This window comes from Nostoc sp. (genome assembly GCF_036917235.1).
GTDB lineage: Bacteria > Cyanobacteriota > Cyanobacteriia > Cyanobacteriales > Nostocaceae > Nostoc.
The window spans coordinates 20,135-37,123 of the sequence record NZ_JBALDU010000099.1; the positions used below are offsets into that span (position 1 = coordinate 20,135).

Consider the following 16,989-nt stretch of genomic DNA (forward strand, 5'->3'; position numbering starts at 1 on the left):
TTGAGTTATGAATCTGGATGTAGAGACATAGCACTGCTACGTCTCTACAAGGATTTTGGATTACTAGGACTTATACAAAACTACATACTGTAGGGGCAATTTTATGAACATTGGTGATAACTTTTTGCCCTCACCCCCAGCCCCTCTCCCATCCGTGAGAGGGGAGCTAGATATTCAATTCCCCTTCTCCCAAGGGAGAAGGGGTTAGGGAATGAGGGCGTGAGGGATTTGCAAAATGCCTGTCCGATATAGTTTTCGGCTTAAGTTGACACCAATGTTTTATGAATTGCCCCTATCTGAAAATCAGGATTTTGGTTATGTTATTTTGTGCCAGTTACTAGGTGAGTCTTTTCACTATCTGAAACCCAGTAACTTCCAGAACTATCAGAAGTTAACTTGGTTTGTTGTGTGGCAGTATTTGGTAGACCTCGCCCAGAATTTCCCTTGGTAACTGTCTGCCACCAAAGGGAGTTTATAGTGGTCGGACGAATTAAGGGTTGTCGATTTGTCACATTGTATAACAAGGATTGCAAAATCATGCTGTTGGTGCTGCTGGTGAAACCAACTGCTGTTTTACCGGTGGTTTCGTAGAAGCCCTCATAAAATCCAATTAGTGGATTATATAAGTCAGTCGTTCCTTCCTGTAACTGTTGACTATACTTATTGTCTGGAAGCAGGGCATGATAGGCAAAAGCGATCGCTGTACTGACCAGTCGCCCTTTTGGTACTGCTTGACCATCATCTCCTAAAGCTACCCAAGACTCTCCTTGTCCAGTAATTGTACTGTGGACAGTGTAAGGTTTACGATCGATTAAGGTGGTGGCTGAGGCTGTGAGAGTGCCGGTGCGACGGTAACGTTCAGCTTGTGCTTGGAAAATTGGTTCAAAGAGCGATCGCATTTTTGGATCTAGTCCAAACTCCAATGCATAGAGTACAAAAGGATTGCTAACGGTGTATTGGTTTTTGGAATTAGTATCTGTGCGATGGCGTTGAATTGGGACTTTCAATCCCTCCACTGAGGCAGTTTGATATTCACCCCCAACAGCAGAACGATCGAGATTAAACCCCCATAATTGAAAAGCACGAGCCGCATATTCCTCATAACCCAAGCGGATTTCTGGGTTAACGCGGGTGAGATATCGCCCATCTTCCTCTTTAGTAACGGTGGCACTAGAAAGAATACCTTCGCGCACCACACGCAAGTATGACCAATCCAGAACAATTTTATCTACGGCTGTCGTGTATTCTGGATGACAGCTTTTTAAGTTGTAAAGCGCTGCCAGCATTCTACCTAAATCTAAAGCTGACCAACCATTTCCTTCGGGAACTGGATTGCCACCATAATCGACCGGTTGGAGCGATCGCGTATCATAACTCCGACTTGGCAATTCACCCGCAAGTAACGGTAACTTTGTCAAGGCTCCTAAGAGATGGCGGGTGCGCTGGTCAAATTCTTTAGGGGTAATTGTATCGAGCGATCGCGCCGCATGGAGTGCTGCAAGATAATCTCCCAATCCCCAGAGGGTTGCACCTTTGAAATCACTGCGATCGTCTATCAGCCCACTCTTAGCGTGATAATTCGCTTGAAAGTATCGCCAAGCCGCTTCTGCATAGCGCCGTTCAATAGGCGTTAGCGATCGATCTAGTTTCAGGTTAGATGATGGCTGGGGACTATCCACTGGTGCAATAGGTGCAACAGCTACTTCTGTAGGTTTAGAAGTTGTGATCGGAGTTGTAACAGTAGAATTCGGTTGATTTGCAGGTGTTGCGATCGGAGTCGTAACAGTAGAATTCGATTGATTTGCAGGGATTGCTGAAGAAGTATTCTCACTAGGCTTGCTAGTAGACACACTCGCAGAAGTGGAAGCAATTAAGGGGTGATTTCCCCTAGCTTTGTAGTATAAAATCTCCAAAATTAACCCATTAGTATTACCTGTCAAAGCTTTATTGGGTTGTTTTGATTCTTCATAGATCCCAGCATAGTAACCGCTATCTTCAGGACTGCGGAGATCCTTGACTGCATCAAAAACTTTTTGGGCATAAGCATTATCTGGAAACAGATAGTGCCAGCCAAAAGCAGCTTTTGTACTGAGGCTGCGAAACTGTGGATAAGGTTGATTGGTATCGGTAATAGTTGCCCAATTTGTACCGTTGGCGTAAACGGTGTTGTAAAGAAAATAAGGTGCTTGGTCGATATTATCTTCTGTCACCGCAGTTAACTGACCTGTGGTATCAAAACGCCGTTTTTGCACATCTAAAACCCTGGCAGCAAAATCAGCTAACTCACCCTGCAAGCCAAATTCAATCCCATCAAGGATATAAGACTCACTCACAACGTAATTATTAGCATTGGTGCTTTGAAAGTCACGGCTATCAACAGGGATTTGCACACCATTAATTTCGACTAACTTAAACGGTTCTAAGGCAATAGCCTTGGGTGCTGAGAAACCCCAAAGTTGATAACCCCTAGCGCCGTATTCTTCGTAGCCGAGTCGTCCTTCTTGTACTAGTAAGGTTTTGTTATCAGGGAGAACAGTAGCGCCAAAAAGTTGTCCATCTTTGAGCGATCGCGCCACCTGCCACTTCGCTATAATTCCTTTGAGCCAGTCATTATATTGAGGATGACAGGTACGGATGACATCAAACGCAGCCATTATTCGCCCAACATCCAAAGCAGACCAGCCAAGACCACGCTCTAGGGGATTGTTACCATAATCAACCATCTGTGCAGTGGCTGCGTTATAGACTTTATTTGGTAAGGCATCTTCAAATAACTTCAGACTGCTAAGAGTCGTCAAAAACTTATTGAGGCGGGAATCAAAGTCTGCTTGATCGGTAAGATTCAACCATCGTGCAGTATTCAATGCCATCAGGTAGTTACCCATATCCCAGAGTGTACCTGAAGGATAACCCCCAGTAGAATTGGTAAATCCCGTTGCTGGCTGATAATTTTTGACAAAATACTGCCAAGCCGCACGAGCATAAGTTTGTTCTTCAGATGTAAGCGGAGTTGTAATATTGCTACAGCTATTAGAATTTTGAGATAAGACTGGTGTCGGGATGTAAAACAACAATTGCAGAAATGTTCCAATTAGGAACAATGCAATCCATCTCAACAGCTTTTGTTGACGGTGCTTGTATAGCATACGCAAAGAAGGAGTTAGGAGTTAGCAACGTCATTGCACATCTATACAGCTATATTCATAAATAGAGATGTATCGAATGAGTCAAGTAGCGCTAGTAAATGATATTCGCAAAAATTCTGGACATCAGGGTGAATTATACGGAAATTTTCTATGCTGTTTCCTTGAACGAGGACTGTATACGGAAGAAGTTTGTATTTAGCCCAAAAAGAGATTTTATGGAAAAGTTTTTTATATACTTATGACGGATTGGGTAAATAAACGGACAATTTTTGGTATATTTTCAAAATTTAAGAAAAGTTCTACATATATAGTCGGTCTGCACCGACTTTGTCCTGATAACATCAATTTCAACTGCCCTTGGCTAAAGATTTGTCAGTCAACTAAGCTCAGGGGTTTTATGTACTTACCCTAGATAAAGTGATGGCATGTAATGCACAAGCAAAAAGACTCTCCTAGCCAGCAGTTAGAATCAGCTCGTTCCAAAATTATTAATTCCTACCTTACAACAATTGAAGATAGTTTTCGAGAAAACCGTTCCCAACTCAAACTCATCAATTATGGTACAGGGTCAGGATTCAAAAAGCGAGTGAGGAAAGCATATCGCAAAATCAACTGCTCAAATACTTAAACCGTGCTTATGTCTATGAAAGCTATAAGTCTATCATAAATATTAAAGAAATTTCTCGTTATCAAAATTCCAAAAATAATCTGATTGCTGACCAACTTAGAGAAGTTTCTATTGGTAGTACTGCTATATTTAGTTCGCCTGAACAGAAGATAAATTCCATGCTAGCTAATAACGGCAATGTGATTTTTATTATTTCAGCAACAGGGGGAATTATTGGGGATTTAAGCACAAGTTATGATATGCGTTATTTAGAAGATAATTTGCGTAATGAATCTGGTCAAAGTTCCTTTAAGGCAATGGTTGAAGAAGAAGTCTTGCTTTGTGAAGAAATCAGAGATCAGCGTGAGGCAAAGCGACAGATTACAGTAAATTTTTTCAACGAGAATTTATCATCTTTCCCAAACAACAAAACTCAAGAAGTTGCAGAACGATTTGAAAAAAATATTTTAAAAGACTTTATCGATGATTGTAAGAATGATAATACTTGGTTGAGTAGTTACAAAATACAAGAACTAAACAATTTTATTCGTTTCTTGTTTTACCTTTTTGAAGATGATTCAGTTCAAGAAACCATTGCTTTTACTCAAACCCTACGTTGGATTAAAAAGTTTATGAACTTTTGGGATAAAGTTCATAATACTAATTTTGTATTTGAGAAATCACCAAAGCATCCAAACATATATTATGTTAATTTGAAGCCTCAAAAAAATCAGAGTAATATTCGGATTAAAATCATTTTATATGAGGCATCTTTCAATAGTCTTTACTCCGATAAAACAACTCAAAAAACATATTTAGATGAGCTTGTTGAAGAAGAAGGTCAGAAAATTTTCTTTATATCGGCTTATCAGTCAGCTTCAAAAGGATTAAACCCTATCATAAGGAACCAAAATGGTGATGAAAAAGATTTCGACTCTTTGGTTTTGTTAATGGACAGTTATTATACAGTAATGAAACCGTCACTTAAGAAGTCAATAGATGCTGAAAAATCTACTACACTTTACCATTTTGCATTGATGAAAAGTATTGTAAATTTGGGTGAATCTAATATTGAAATCAAAGACTTCAACAAATACCTGAGCCAACCGGAAGCTGGAGCATTTCGAGAGCAGCAACACCAAATCTTATTAGGCAAAGAAGTTTTGCAAGCTATCGGTAGATCAGAGAGACGTGATTTTTCAAACCAAGTGGTAAAGATTTTCGTTAATGAAGAAACTCGAAAAAATTTAGTGAATTTTTACAGATACCTGGAGCGGGAAGAGTCCAATGAAATTCGTAAATTTTCCGTTAACAACCACAAAGTTTACTTAAGTGTTCAAGAGGAAGAGAAGAAACGAGCAATTAATGATTATGATGAGCATGTCTATCATGAGATTAATGCTTCTCTGCATTTCCAAACTTTTAGAGAAAAAATGTTAGATGAGATTGATAATTTTCACCAAGATAAAAACGCCTTTGCCATCACAAAAATGTGGGATGCTTTACGCGATCCAGTTGTTTTTAAAGAGCCAGACAGGTATCTGAAAAAGTTACGAGAGTTAAAACTATTTCCTGATGATTTTATTGAGTCATTATTTTATCACAACCCGGAACAACCTGAGTTTACCCCATATTTAGCTTCAGAGGAGGAAGACGGCAAAAAGTTCCAGTTTATCAGCGATAGCATCAATGGTGAAAAAATATATCCTTACCAGAAGCGGTTATATCCTGAATATCTAAAAACAAATACCCAAGGGTATGACTTGGAAGGCAATGAAATTGGCTCGCTAGATCCTTCCACTGATTTAATCTACAAGATATACAACAAATTGATTCCACAACCAGAAGTTTTTAATACTTATATTCCTCGTCCACATTTCTTTTACGATGTGTTGTATCCATCACTAACTGAAAATTTTACCGAACGCTGGATTAAAGATGTAGTTTTCAAAGGCAAAGAGTGGAAAGCCATAAAAGTTATTTATGGGTTTGAGCAATTGCTAGATTTCAAAAAATATAACAAGCTGTATGAGCGGTTTGATTTGTACTATATCAAGGACAATACGCTATTTTGTATTGATGTTAAGGCATGGAGTATAGCTTCGGGAAATCGCCTTTCAAACAAAACGCTGGAAAAAAGCCAAAACAAGCTAAATACCATTCTTTCAGATTATCCAAAATTTAGCGCCGTGAGAGGGTTACTTCTAAATTTGCACGCAACCCAAGAAAAAAGTCACCAATACTCACCAACATTATTTTCTGGAAATTTGATTTACTTTGATAGCCAACGTTTCCCCGTTGAATCCAATATACTCAAAGACTTTTTGTTCCCCAAGGAGAAATAAAATGAAAGATAAAATGACTAAAGCCTTATCAGATAAATCACGAACAAACCAGATAAAGATATTAGATAAACTAGAAGATGTTGCTGAAAAACTTGTCCAATATCTCTTGAAAAGGGGTAAAGGGATTGACCATTTTGTTCTTGAATATCAGCCTACTGAAGATAAGTATTCCGAAGATGAGGATTCACTAGCTACTTTCTATAAGAAACAGCATAGATTCATTAAAAATCAGATCCAAGAACGGCTTTCTGAATATGGCGAAACACGGCAAGATTCAGAATTCAGTACTTTCTCTCATACACTGAAAAAAAAAGTATGTATTCTTTTTATCCCCTAATAAAAGCCATTCGGGATGGAAAAAATTCTTTCCTAATAATCGAGAAAGAATCTTAAATTTGGTTTTTAAATTTTATATTCTTTCTCAAGGCTTATCTGTTGAGACAATGAATGGTTTTGAAGAATTACTCTTAGTTCATTCCAAAAATCTAACCAAATCGAAAGACGCTCTTGTGGTGTGGGGACAGAATTTGTTAATCAAATACAATCACCATAATGTACTAACATTAACCTTCTCTCGAAAAAAGCGACTATTATTACCAGCAGATCAGTACAGTACCATAGATAGTGACGATGTAGCAGAGTTGTTGGTCTACAACAAGAAGAGCTACTACTTTGAACGTGACCTCGATGCTCGTCGCAAAAATGATATTTATTTTATGCAATTTGGTAAAGATAACGAGAATTTTGACAACTTTAAAAAGACTCAGCTTTATCATTACCAAAATCTCATGACAAAACTTGAGGAGTTTTTAAGTGAGTGTGGTATTAGCTTTAGACCCCTTCATTTTCAGGCTGACCACTACTTAGAAAACCCTTTTATAAAAAATATAGAATCTGTAGAATCATTAGAGATTATTAACAACACTGGAGTTGATCTGATTGAAGATGACCAACAATTTCTGAAAAATTTTCTGAAACATCAAGGTGTATCTCCTCTCACATTTTATAATTCTGGAAAAACTGTTAGTACCTATGAAAAAGAAGAAGTTGAGGGTGAGGACGATGCTTACTGGAGAATTACTGAAGTTGTTCCCTGGTTAGATATTGAACTGGATAAGGGAAAAAACTATTTAGTTCTCAATAAAGATTTGGAGGAAGAAGCTGGTTCAATGGCATACCAGAGAAATGATAAACTCTGGTATCCATCAACAAAAATAGATAATAGAGAGAAAGTTGATTTTTATTCACAGTTAAAGAAAAGATTTAACTATTTGGAGACAGGAGAGTTTTTTAGCACGCAGGGGATAAATGTATCAGAATTTAGGGCTGTTGGAGATGGAAAACCTTCTTCTTGGTCGGTTCTCAATTATACAGATAAAAAAATTGATCGAGATATTCTGCGCCTGGATACGCAGACTTTTACAGATGGGAAATTCTTGGATGTCGAAGGTTCTATTTCCTGCTATCTAAGAGGACAAGAAGATAGTAAACAATGGGAAGATTTCCGCGAGAAACACAAGATAAAAATTTCACCTAAATTTCAGAAGGTATTGATTGAACTGGGAATTAAAAACTGGATCAGGCAAAGTCTTGTAAATCCCAACTTTGGCTTGCCTATTACTCTTCAATCATTTCCTGAAAAACAATTCTTTACTATATATGTGCGTAGCCCGCGAAAAAAGGAAGCTAAAGCGGTAGCAGTAGAATTCTTATATAAAAACGGTTCCATATATATGAATAATGTAATGCGCGACATGAAGCAGATTGAAGATAAATTTCCATTTTTAAGAAGGAAAAAGAACAAATCAGAAAAATTAATTGACGATCAACAATATTTTGTAGATGAATCTGAGCAGTTATATATTAGTTGTTATGCAGATGATTTGTATACACCAAGTTTAATTGGACGGAATGGTATTATTGAAGATATGGAAAATGGAGAACTAGAAATTAACCGACAAATTAAAGATGAGAATAGTAGTAGATTATTACCCTTGGTGTCATATTATAACAGTGAGGTTAAACCTATAAAGCGAATCCAAAATATGATATGTTTTGATTTGGATGAAGCAACATTTATTCAGTATTATGTTCCACTTGCAAAAAGTATTGATAGGATTATAAAGAGAGGGTTTAAAGTTTATCATTTGATTGGGAATACATATTCAAAAACGCAAATTCAGACACCTGAACTTATCGAGCATCCCATCACGGCTTTACATTTTAGTACACTAACTCAAAATGTTTTAAAGATCAGTGATAATAGTCAATCATCCTTGCTACAAAAAGTGGCAAAGGTATTAATTGAAAATTGAGAAATAGTCTTATGTTGAATATCAGCGCATCTCTGCGCCTGCTTATTTCGGAAACTGCACTGCAAACCCCGATTACAATCTAACGACAAAAGCTTAGAAGCTGAGAAATCAGCAATCTCTGACATATTTAGGATTTATTGAAGGAGGTAGAACTAGCGATCGCTCACTTAACTAGTCATATAGTTTACTTATACTACTTTAAACACACATTTACTTACCACTTACCACTTTGTCAAAATTTAGATGCATTTGCCTTGCCCCTAAATCATTACAAAAAACTACAGTTGGTAATTATTGTTAATTAACTATTTTAAATATTTCCACCGCAGAGATGCCACCTCTGCTACCCAAGGTGAATATTGTATATATCGCAGTAGCTATTCATTCTTCGGTAAGCACCATCGATAGGTCGTTAGTCCTAGTCCTGTAGAAAATCAAGAGAGCGAAAATGGAAACTGGGGCGATCGCAGCTAAGATACTCAAAATAATTTTTAGACTAAACCGTTTAGTCTAAAATAGTGATTAGTAAATTTTTGACTTACTTATAACTAATCATTTCTTGAGAAGTTACGATGAAATCACAATCTAACTTTAGTTGAGACGTTTTCTTCCCAGGCAATAAAAGCATCAAACAGCAATGCCTCTTCCGTCGAATTCTACCAATTTATAGTAAATATCACTTAGCAAATCCCATGCCACATCGTCATTATCCTCCCGCCTACTTACGCTATCTCAAAGCCAGGTTATGGAATCTAGGGCGACCTGGTTTTTGGGGAACTGCAATTTTTTTATCTGTAGTTGGGCTAGCAACCTGGGAATACTGGTCAAACCCAGATATTTTCGTTTATAAGCAAAAAAAACCAGTCGTTTTACAAAAGTCTGCTGATTCCTCCCTGTCAGAAGAAAACAAAGCTATTGCAGCAGATATTGATAACCTGCCAGTTTTATTTAATGACTTTGACCAAGCAACTCTCTCATTAAACGCAAATGCGCCTGAAGAAAAGACTGAGGCAAAAAAGAGCAAAGGCTTATTAGATGATGTAATTAACAAACAAAAGTCTGCTAATAATACCAAATTAAATCCTGGTTTAGGTGTTAACGGCGACACCTCCCCAGCCACGAAAAATCCCTTTGTCCAACAAACAGACAATTTATTGCGTACTGGAACAGTTGATAGTAGTAACCCGTTTCTAGGTCTTAAAACCTTTAATACGGGGTCTGAACCAACAGGGGGAGACCAAACATCTTCTAGCCTGGGTGTTGGATTCACTAATCAAACCAATAAGAATCAAAATTCTGTCTCTATCAACCCTTTGCAAGCAGCGCTTAATCAATCGACAAACCAGAAATTGTCTAGCTTCAATGATACCACTGCAACTCAGACAAATGCCTTGGGGCAAGTCCCCGCTCCAGGAACAACCCTAATGCCACCCATCAACAGCTTAACCAGTCAGAATTCTCTACCAAACACTGGGGTAACTGCTGGGACAGGCAACACGTCAACGGGTACGAACTTCCCACAAAATCCCTACAGTAATTTAAATAACGGTCAAGTAGTGCCTAATAATGGGTTAACTACGGGTACAAACTTACCGCAAAATCCTTACACTTATTTGAATAACGGTCAAGTAGTGCCTAACGTAGCACCGAGTAATATTGTACCTTACTCTAGCCAGAGTCCGAGTCAAAGTGTTGTCACACCCACAAACCCTGTAGGTTATGGGAATTATGGCTTGCAGCAACCGATGCAACCACCACAAACTAATTATGGGAATAATGTGTTGCAGCAACCGACGCAACTACCACAATCTAATTATGGGAATTATGGTTTGCAGCAACCGACGCAACTACCACAATCTACCTATGGGAATAATGTGTTGCAGCAACCAACACAGTCTAATTCCGTATATCTTCGTCAACTTCGAGACAGGTATAGAAATCCTGGTCAAAACTGATTTTAAGCACGTTGGCTCGATAAAGTCTAGTTAAGGTGATTGTGGGCTATTTGGAATCATCGGAACTTCTGGTGTTTCGGGTTGTTGCTGTTGTCGTTGCAAATATTTACTCAATACATAAGCCATATCCCCACGGGTTACGGGTTTTAATGGAGAAATATTGCCTTGAGCATCTGTATTCAGAAATCCCTCGGTAGCTACTGTAGCGATCGCTTTTCTAGCCCAAGTTGGGATAGACTTTTCATCTGGATGTGAAGCCAGAATCTCATTCACAGCGGCATCAGGAAATTGAAATACACCATAAGCTTGGGCGAAAATAGCCAGAGCTTCTGCCCTTGTCACCTTTTGGTTAGGGAAGAATTCATTGCCTCGATAGCCTTTCATGATGTCAGTTTTTAGAACTGTCTGTATATCATTAAATGCCCAATAAGAACGAGGAACATCTGGAATAGTTAAATTTTCTTTGGTAACAGCTTCTCTTTTATCTAGGCGAAATGCTTTTACCATAATCGAGGCTAATTCTGCCCGACTCAGTAACCTTTCTGGATAAAATTTGCCATCGGGAAAGTTTGTCATCCATTTGGTAGCAGTTACCTGTTGAATAGAATCAGATGGTATTCCAGAAGTAGATTCTGGTACTTGAGCAATTGCTGGCAAGCTTTGTAGGAGTGCCATTAAAGAGAGAGTAATTGAAAGCTGACGCATCATAATAACTACTTTTAGCTGCTAACGTGAATTTAAAAAAACTACGTTACTGAGGTTAACGCAAAATTTAGTCTCAGTTAATGACGAATTTCGGCTAGACAATGTTGCTCCCGTTACGTAGTGCGTTAGCTGGTTTTGATCGTCAAGGGAGTAGAAATCAGCAAAAACTTGTTTTTTCCCTTTGATGTTTTGGCGTTATCCGCCCACTACTATGGACTATAGTCAGTTTTTCAGGAGTTTTGGGAATGACAGCAGCAGCAGATCCCGTAAAGTTGATGAAGCAAGAAGTTGGCAAAGCCGCCGCCGCCCTAGTCAAATCGGGTTCCATTGTCGGGTTGGGTACGGGGTCAACTACAGCATATACGATTCAGTTTTTGGGCGATCGCCTCAAGTCTGGTGAACTCAAAGATATCATTGGTATACCTACCTCGTTTCAGTCAGAAGTGCTGGCAAAGCAGTACGGTGTTCCTCTCGCCACCTTGGATGCTATTGACCACATCGATATTGCCATTGATGGCGCAGATGAAGTCGATCCGCAGAAGAATTTGATTAAAGGCGGTGGTGCAGCACATACCCGCGAAAAAGTTGTAGACTACCTAGCAGAACAGTTCATCGTCGTGGTAGACAGTGGCAAGTTAGTAGAACGCTTAGGTTCCAGTTTTGCTGTGCCCGTGGAAGTGATCCCAATGGCAATTACCCCTGTCACCAATGCCATCAAAAAACTTGGTGGCAAACCAGAACTCCGTATGGGTGTAAAAAAAGCTGGGCCAGTAATCACCGATCAAGGCAACTTTGTCTTAGATGTCAGATTTGACTCCATTGAAGATCCAGCGGGACTAGAAAAGACCTTGAATAACATTCCCGGCGTTCTGGAAAATGGTATCTTCGTTAACTGTGTCGATTTAGTTTTAATTGGTGAAGTCAAAGATGGTCAGCCATTAGTGCGGCAACTGTAATAATTTTAGATTTTGGATTTTAGATTTTAGAGACATCTAAAATCCAAACTTTTTCACTACAGGCTAGAACTGAGTGCTAGACAATGACATTAGTACCGACTACCAGATTTGTAGCCGTGAAATTACTCAAATTTGCTAAGGTATAAGGCGAATTATTACTAAAGACTTGAACTAGCGTAGAAGTATCCGATTGCACAAATTTTAGGTAGCCATCTAAGATGGGATTGCTGCCACTGTAGCCTAAACTCTTAAATAGGTCAGTGAAGACTAACTTATCCTCGCTCTGATTAAAGTCAGTGATAGCTTCACCATAATAAGTTAAGGTTTTGTAGACGAACTGGTCATGACCGCTACCGCCAGTCAAGATATCGTTATCTTCAAAAGGATTTTTTCTTTCAACAAAGAAGATGTCATCACCAGCACCGCCAATGACGCTATCCTTACCAGCACCACCAATAAGGGTATCATTACCAGCACCACCAAGTAGGGTATCGTTACCCGTACCACCGCGTAGTAGGTCGTTCCCACTCTTGCCATCTATGCTGTCATCACCCCCTAGACCATTAATCACATCAGCTGAGTTATCACAACCATTGACATTGTTATTTAGGTCATTGAGAAAGGTGACTGTGTTTTTGTTGAAGATGGTGCTGTGGGTGGAGTTGGCATCGAAGACATCAAAGCTGTCACTAATGCTGCTTTGCCCATCAAACAGGATATTACCCAGCGTTGATAAGTTGTCTAGCTTTTCTAGCGGAAAGTTTTGCAGGATAACTCGATCGTCAGCCACCCCTTCAAAAGTAATTTCCAGATTGCTACCATTCTGGGTAAGTAAAAGATTTCGGGCTGTCAATCCAGCACCTTGAAATTTTAGGGTATCCAATTCGGCAGCGATCGCAGCCGAGGGATTAGAGCCTTTACCTACGCCACCAAAATCGGTGATGATATCAACACCGTCACCTAAATTGTAAACAAATTTATCTTTGCCACCGCCACCAGTTAAGATGTCGTTGCCTTGATTACCTGTGATGCTGTCATTCCCGGCTTTAGCGTCAATTATGTCATTATAATTGTTGCCCAGTAGATTATCAGCGCCATTGGTTCCATTCAGCCCGTTGAACTCTAAAGCACCAATATCAACTGTACCCTCAGATATTCTGTCAAATCCAGCGCCACGTTGATCGGTAGTAATACCTGCCAGAATCAGGGTATTACTACCTGCATTAATGGCAGGACTATCTCCAATTAAGGCATTAGTAAAGGTTGCACCACCGTTATTTTGCAGCGGACTGAGTTTGGGATCAATGGGGTTGGCGCTAGTGCCGAGGAGTGTGCTGATAGTAAAGCCAGTACCACCAGTGCGATCGCCAATTAGGTTATTGCCAAGGTCAGTGAAGGTACCGAAAACGTCACCCTGGAACCCGAAGTTGCCTGCAATGATCGTATTCCCAACAATAACAGTGCCATCAGGGTCATTGAAAACGCTTCTACCCTGGCCAGCATAAGCATCAAAAAAGCCATCACTACCAAAACCACTATATGACTGGATGTAATTCTTGGTAATAGTGCTGTTTGTCAGGGTAAGAGTGCCTTCGTTAGAGATGCCGTTGCCCTCTTTGTATGCACTATTGCTAGAGACAGTACTGTTGTTAAGGATGAATGTGCCTTTGTTAAAGATGCCGCCGCCGTAGGTCGCCCTACTGTGAGAGACTGTACTGTTAGTTATGCTCAGGTCACCTGTGTTAAAGATACCGCCGCCATAAGTATCTACTATAAAAGAACTGCTAGGCCCGCCCCGATCGGGACTGAATTCGCTGGGCAGGTAATTACTAGAGACTGTGCTTCCCGTTAGGCTAAGGCTGCCTGTGTTTAAGATGCCGCCACCGTAGCTATCTGCCCTATTACCGGAGATAGTGCTGTTAATTAGGCTGAAATTGCCTGTGTTAAATACGCCGCCTCCTAGTGACAACCCACTATTACCAGAGACAGTGGTGTTAGTTAGGCTAAGGCTACCTCTGTTAAAGATACCGCCTACTGACCCAGTATTATCAGAGACAATGCTGTTGGTTAAGCTGAGGCTGGCATTGTTATTAAGAAAAATACTGCCAAAGCCATCATTAGCATTAGCAATTTTTAAGCTATCAATGCTGGTATCTGTCCCTGTTCCTGATATTTCAAAGACACCTAATAATTTATTACCACTGATGGTGAGGTTTAATGCCCCAGTCCCTAAGATGGTTACATCATCGGTAATCGTCAATTTCCCAGATGTGAGGGTGATGATATCTGGGGTGGCATCGGTGAACATGCCCGCAAAAGTAATCGTATCCGCCCCGGCAGTAGCATTAGCATTGAGAATAGCTTGTCGCAACGACCCTGCCCCAGAATCGTTGGTATTAGTTACTACTGTGTCAGTATTAACAGGTGGTAGACTAGTGGACTGGACTTCATAAGCACCAATATCCACTCTGTCGTCGGATATTCGGTTAAATCCAGTGCCTCGCTGGTCTGTGGTGACACTAGCAGGAATTAGAGAATTATTGCCTGCGTCAATGGTGGGACTACCCACAAGTAAAGCATGAGTAAAGGTTGCACCGCCATTATTTTGTAGAGGCCCGATTTTGGGGTCAATGGGGCTAGTACTGGTGCCAACGAAGGTGCTGGTGGTGAATCCAGTGCTACCAGTGTTATTAGCAATCAGATTATTGCCATCGCTGAAGTTTCCAGCCACGTCGGGGTAGATGTTGCCGGAAGTGGAGTTGTCGAAGTTGGCTGCAATGATAGTGTTCCCAACAGTGATAGTTCCACCATCATTGAAAACGCCGCCACCGTCGCCAGTCCCATCGCCGTTTGAGTCAGCTGTGTTATTGGTAACCGTGGTGTTAATCAGGCTCAGAGTATCGTTGTTAAAGATGCCGCCGCCGTCAGAAGTTTCCCTATTACCAGATATAGTACTGTTAATTAAGATCGCTGAACTTGAGGCATTAGAGTATATATCAGAGATGTATGAGTTAGAAATGCCACTTCCCGTATTAGCATAGACACTGCTATTGGTAAGCCTAAGAAAGCTGCCTACGTTAGAGATGCCCCCTTCCGTATTGCCAAAGACACTGCTATTGGTAAGGCTCAGGAAACCAGACTTTAAAGAAAAAGAGGAGTATTTGATAATACCAGCGCTATTCACAATGCCGCTTCGCGTATTGCTAGAGACACTGCTATTAGTTAGACTAACTCTACCGCCTGCGTTAGAGATGCCGCTTCCTGTGTTGCCAGAGACACTGCTATTAGTTAGGTTGAGGAAGCCAAAGCTGCTATAGCTAATATTGATGCCGTTTTCTGTATTGCCAGAGATACTGCTTCCCGTTAGGCTGAGGATGCCAGAGTTATTAATGCCGTTTCCTGTATTGCCCGATACAGTGCTGTTAGTGAGGCTGAGAATGGTATTTGTATTGACCAAAATACCGCCACCATTAGTATTATTACCATTAGCAACGGTCAAACCATCAATACTGACATCTGTTCCTATACCCGATATCTCGAATACCCTGGAAGCATTATTCCCACTCACAGTAAGCTTAGATGCTCCAGTCCCCAAGATGGTGACATCATCGCTAATAGTTAGTTGCCCAGAGGTGAGAGTGATTACATCTGGGGTGGCATCGGTGAACACGCCTTCAAAAGCGATCGCATCATCCTCAGTAGAAGCATTCGCTAAGTTAATTGCCTCCCGCAGGGTGGTAATGCCGTTATTCGCATCGCCATCATCTACGTCTTGGGTATTATTCACCGTAAACGTTGCTAGTATTCCTGCGTAAGCTTCTCGCGTCGTTTCTGCAAACGCAAGATTTATTTCCATATCAGCAGTGCGAACTTCTAACTCCCAGTTACCGCCTAATGCTGCATTACCAATTCGCTGACGCGAAGCAGCAACATTTGCCCCTGTGAGTTGGTGCAGTTTTCCTACAAATTCTGCCCCCGCATCACCTAAAGCTACATTGCAACCATAGATGAGTAAGTTACTAGGGTTATTGGCTTTGCCAGAGGTAGAAAATATCTTCTGCCATTGTTGGAGTTGCTGACTGTATTCGTCGAGGGTATCAATTCCTAAATGGGTATTGCCCAATTGTAAGCAACCTGGGACACCGTGACACACAATATGAATGTTAGCCAAATTCGAGCGATGTCTAACGACAAGCCGCTGCGTGTCTACCCAACTCGTCAGAATTTTCGTAATTTGTTCAACACCGTTCTGTGTCGAGTCAAGCACGAACACTTGGCTATTGGGAAGCACGCCATTGACTAAATCGCTATAGTCTTCAACCGCCATATCAATGAAGACTAGACTATGGGTATAGGAGATGGAAACTGCGGAATGTTCTGAGAAGTGTGAGGTATGTAGCGTTGCCATTTTGTTACTTCCAGCTAAGGTAATGAGGGAAACTCAAACCGACTTAAGCCTTGTAATTACAGGGTTTTCACACAACTACTGAGAGTAAAAAACTAGATTTTTAGTAATTATTTTCCCTTTCGTTGCCATCATCTAGTAAGTTGCCGCTTTTGTAAAGCAATAAAAGTATGTAATTTTACTGGGTTCCCCAATTCACATCTAGCAGATGTATCAAACATCAGTTTTTATGCTGGTTATCCTAAAAACCTAGATTTTTCGCCTCTAAACGCGGTTTCTCAACTTTTGTTGAGATCCTGCCAGATATTCAATTGATGAATTTGGGTTTTAATAGCTTTTCGGAAAATGACTTTTATAAAATCCCAAAAATCACTTTAGCCGATCTTCCGGTTTAGGCTTGCCGCACTCCCGCGTTATCATCTGAGAAAGATAAAACTGTTGTGCTCATGAGGAGGTCTTTCTCACTTCAGGAATTCCAACAACTAAATCATCCCGTAAAATAGACAGGCAAGAATCCTGCCCGATAAAAATATGGGAAAATTTTTGGGAAATCCC

At 40.3% G+C, this 16,989-nt stretch carries 9 protein-coding genes; 6 read left to right on the forward strand and 3 right to left on the reverse strand.

Annotation, left to right across the window (positions count from 1 at the left end; all coding sequences use genetic code 11):
• Nucleotides 1-320 precede the first annotated feature (320 nt).
• Nucleotides 321-3,146 (reverse strand): DUF3131 domain-containing protein, encoded by a 2,826-nt coding sequence (locus V7K44_RS27935; protein WP_334936485.1) that lies wholly within the window; start codon nt 3,144-3,146, stop codon nt 321-323.
• A 430-nt stretch (nt 3,147-3,576) separates the two neighbouring features.
• Between V7K44_RS27935 and V7K44_RS27940 the strand changes: the two genes are divergently transcribed.
• The 5 genes from V7K44_RS27940 (at nt 3,577) to V7K44_RS27960 (ending at nt 10,368) form a co-directional block, all read left to right on the forward strand.
• Nucleotides 3,577-3,774 carry a hypothetical protein gene (locus tag V7K44_RS27940; protein ID WP_334936487.1) on the forward strand — a complete coding sequence of 66 codons (198 nt, stop codon included), beginning with the start codon at nt 3,577-3,579 and terminating at the stop codon, nt 3,772-3,774.
• A gap of 158 nt (nt 3,775-3,932) precedes the next feature.
• Nucleotides 3,933-6,098 carry a hypothetical protein gene (locus V7K44_RS27945; protein WP_334936489.1) on the forward strand — a complete coding sequence of 722 codons (2,166 nt, stop codon included), beginning with the start codon at nt 3,933-3,935 and terminating at the stop codon, nt 6,096-6,098.
• A gap of 1 nt (nt 6,099) precedes the next feature.
• A complete protein-coding gene (locus V7K44_RS27950) occupies nt 6,100-6,435 on the forward strand; it encodes a hypothetical protein (protein WP_334936491.1) in 336 nt (111 codons plus the stop codon).
• 58 nt (nt 6,436-6,493) lie between these two features.
• On the forward strand, nt 6,494-8,413 hold the full coding sequence (locus V7K44_RS27955; protein ID WP_334936493.1) for a hypothetical protein: 1,920 nt from the start codon (nt 6,494-6,496) through the stop codon (nt 8,411-8,413).
• Between the two features lie 692 nt (nt 8,414-9,105).
• The gene (locus V7K44_RS27960) at nt 9,106-10,368 is read left to right on the forward strand and encodes a hypothetical protein (protein ID WP_334936495.1); all 1,263 of its coding nucleotides are present in this window, start codon (nt 9,106-9,108) and stop codon (nt 10,366-10,368) included.
• Nucleotides 10,369-10,398: 30 nt separating this feature from the next.
• Here the strand turns inward: V7K44_RS27960 and V7K44_RS27965 are convergent, their stop codons facing one another.
• Nucleotides 10,399-11,073: an S-layer homology domain-containing protein gene (locus V7K44_RS27965; protein WP_334936854.1), complete on the reverse strand. Its 675-nt coding sequence runs from the start codon at nt 11,071-11,073 to the stop codon at nt 10,399-10,401.
• A 245-nt stretch (nt 11,074-11,318) separates the two neighbouring features.
• Here V7K44_RS27965 and rpiA point away from each other — a divergent pair, with 245 nt between their 5' ends.
• Nucleotides 11,319-12,029, forward strand: coding sequence for a ribose-5-phosphate isomerase RpiA (rpiA, locus tag V7K44_RS27970; protein ID WP_099099407.1), 711 nt, complete (start codon nt 11,319-11,321; stop codon nt 12,027-12,029).
• A gap of 76 nt (nt 12,030-12,105) precedes the next feature.
• On the opposite strand, the gene V7K44_RS27975 is transcribed toward rpiA, so the two are convergent.
• Nucleotides 12,106-16,437, reverse strand: coding sequence for a DUF4347 domain-containing protein (locus tag V7K44_RS27975; protein ID WP_334936496.1), 4,332 nt, complete (start codon nt 16,435-16,437; stop codon nt 12,106-12,108).
• Nucleotides 16,438-16,989 lie beyond the last annotated feature (552 nt).

Bases quoted from the DNA above. Each gene is read 5' to 3' on its own strand.
- V7K44_RS27935 (WP_334936485.1), bottom strand. From the start codon at position 3,146: ATGCTATACAAGCACCGTCAACAAAAGCTGTTGAGATGGATTGCATTG.
- V7K44_RS27940 (WP_334936487.1), top strand. From the start codon at position 3,577: ATGCACAAGCAAAAAGACTCTCCTAGCCAGCAGTTAGAATCAGCTCGT.
- V7K44_RS27945 (WP_334936489.1), top strand. From the start codon at position 3,933: ATGCTAGCTAATAACGGCAATGTGATTTTTATTATTTCAGCAACAGGG.
- V7K44_RS27950 (WP_334936491.1), top strand. From the start codon at position 6,100: ATGAAAGATAAAATGACTAAAGCCTTATCAGATAAATCACGAACAAAC.
- V7K44_RS27960 (WP_334936495.1), top strand. From the start codon at position 9,106: ATGCCACATCGTCATTATCCTCCCGCCTACTTACGCTATCTCAAAGCC.
- V7K44_RS27965 (WP_334936854.1), bottom strand. From the start codon at position 11,073: ATGCGTCAGCTTTCAATTACTCTCTCTTTAATGGCACTCCTACAAAGC.
- rpiA (WP_099099407.1), top strand. From the start codon at position 11,319: ATGACAGCAGCAGCAGATCCCGTAAAGTTGATGAAGCAAGAAGTTGGC.
- V7K44_RS27975 (WP_334936496.1), bottom strand. From the start codon at position 16,437: ATGGCAACGCTACATACCTCACACTTCTCAGAACATTCCGCAGTTTCC.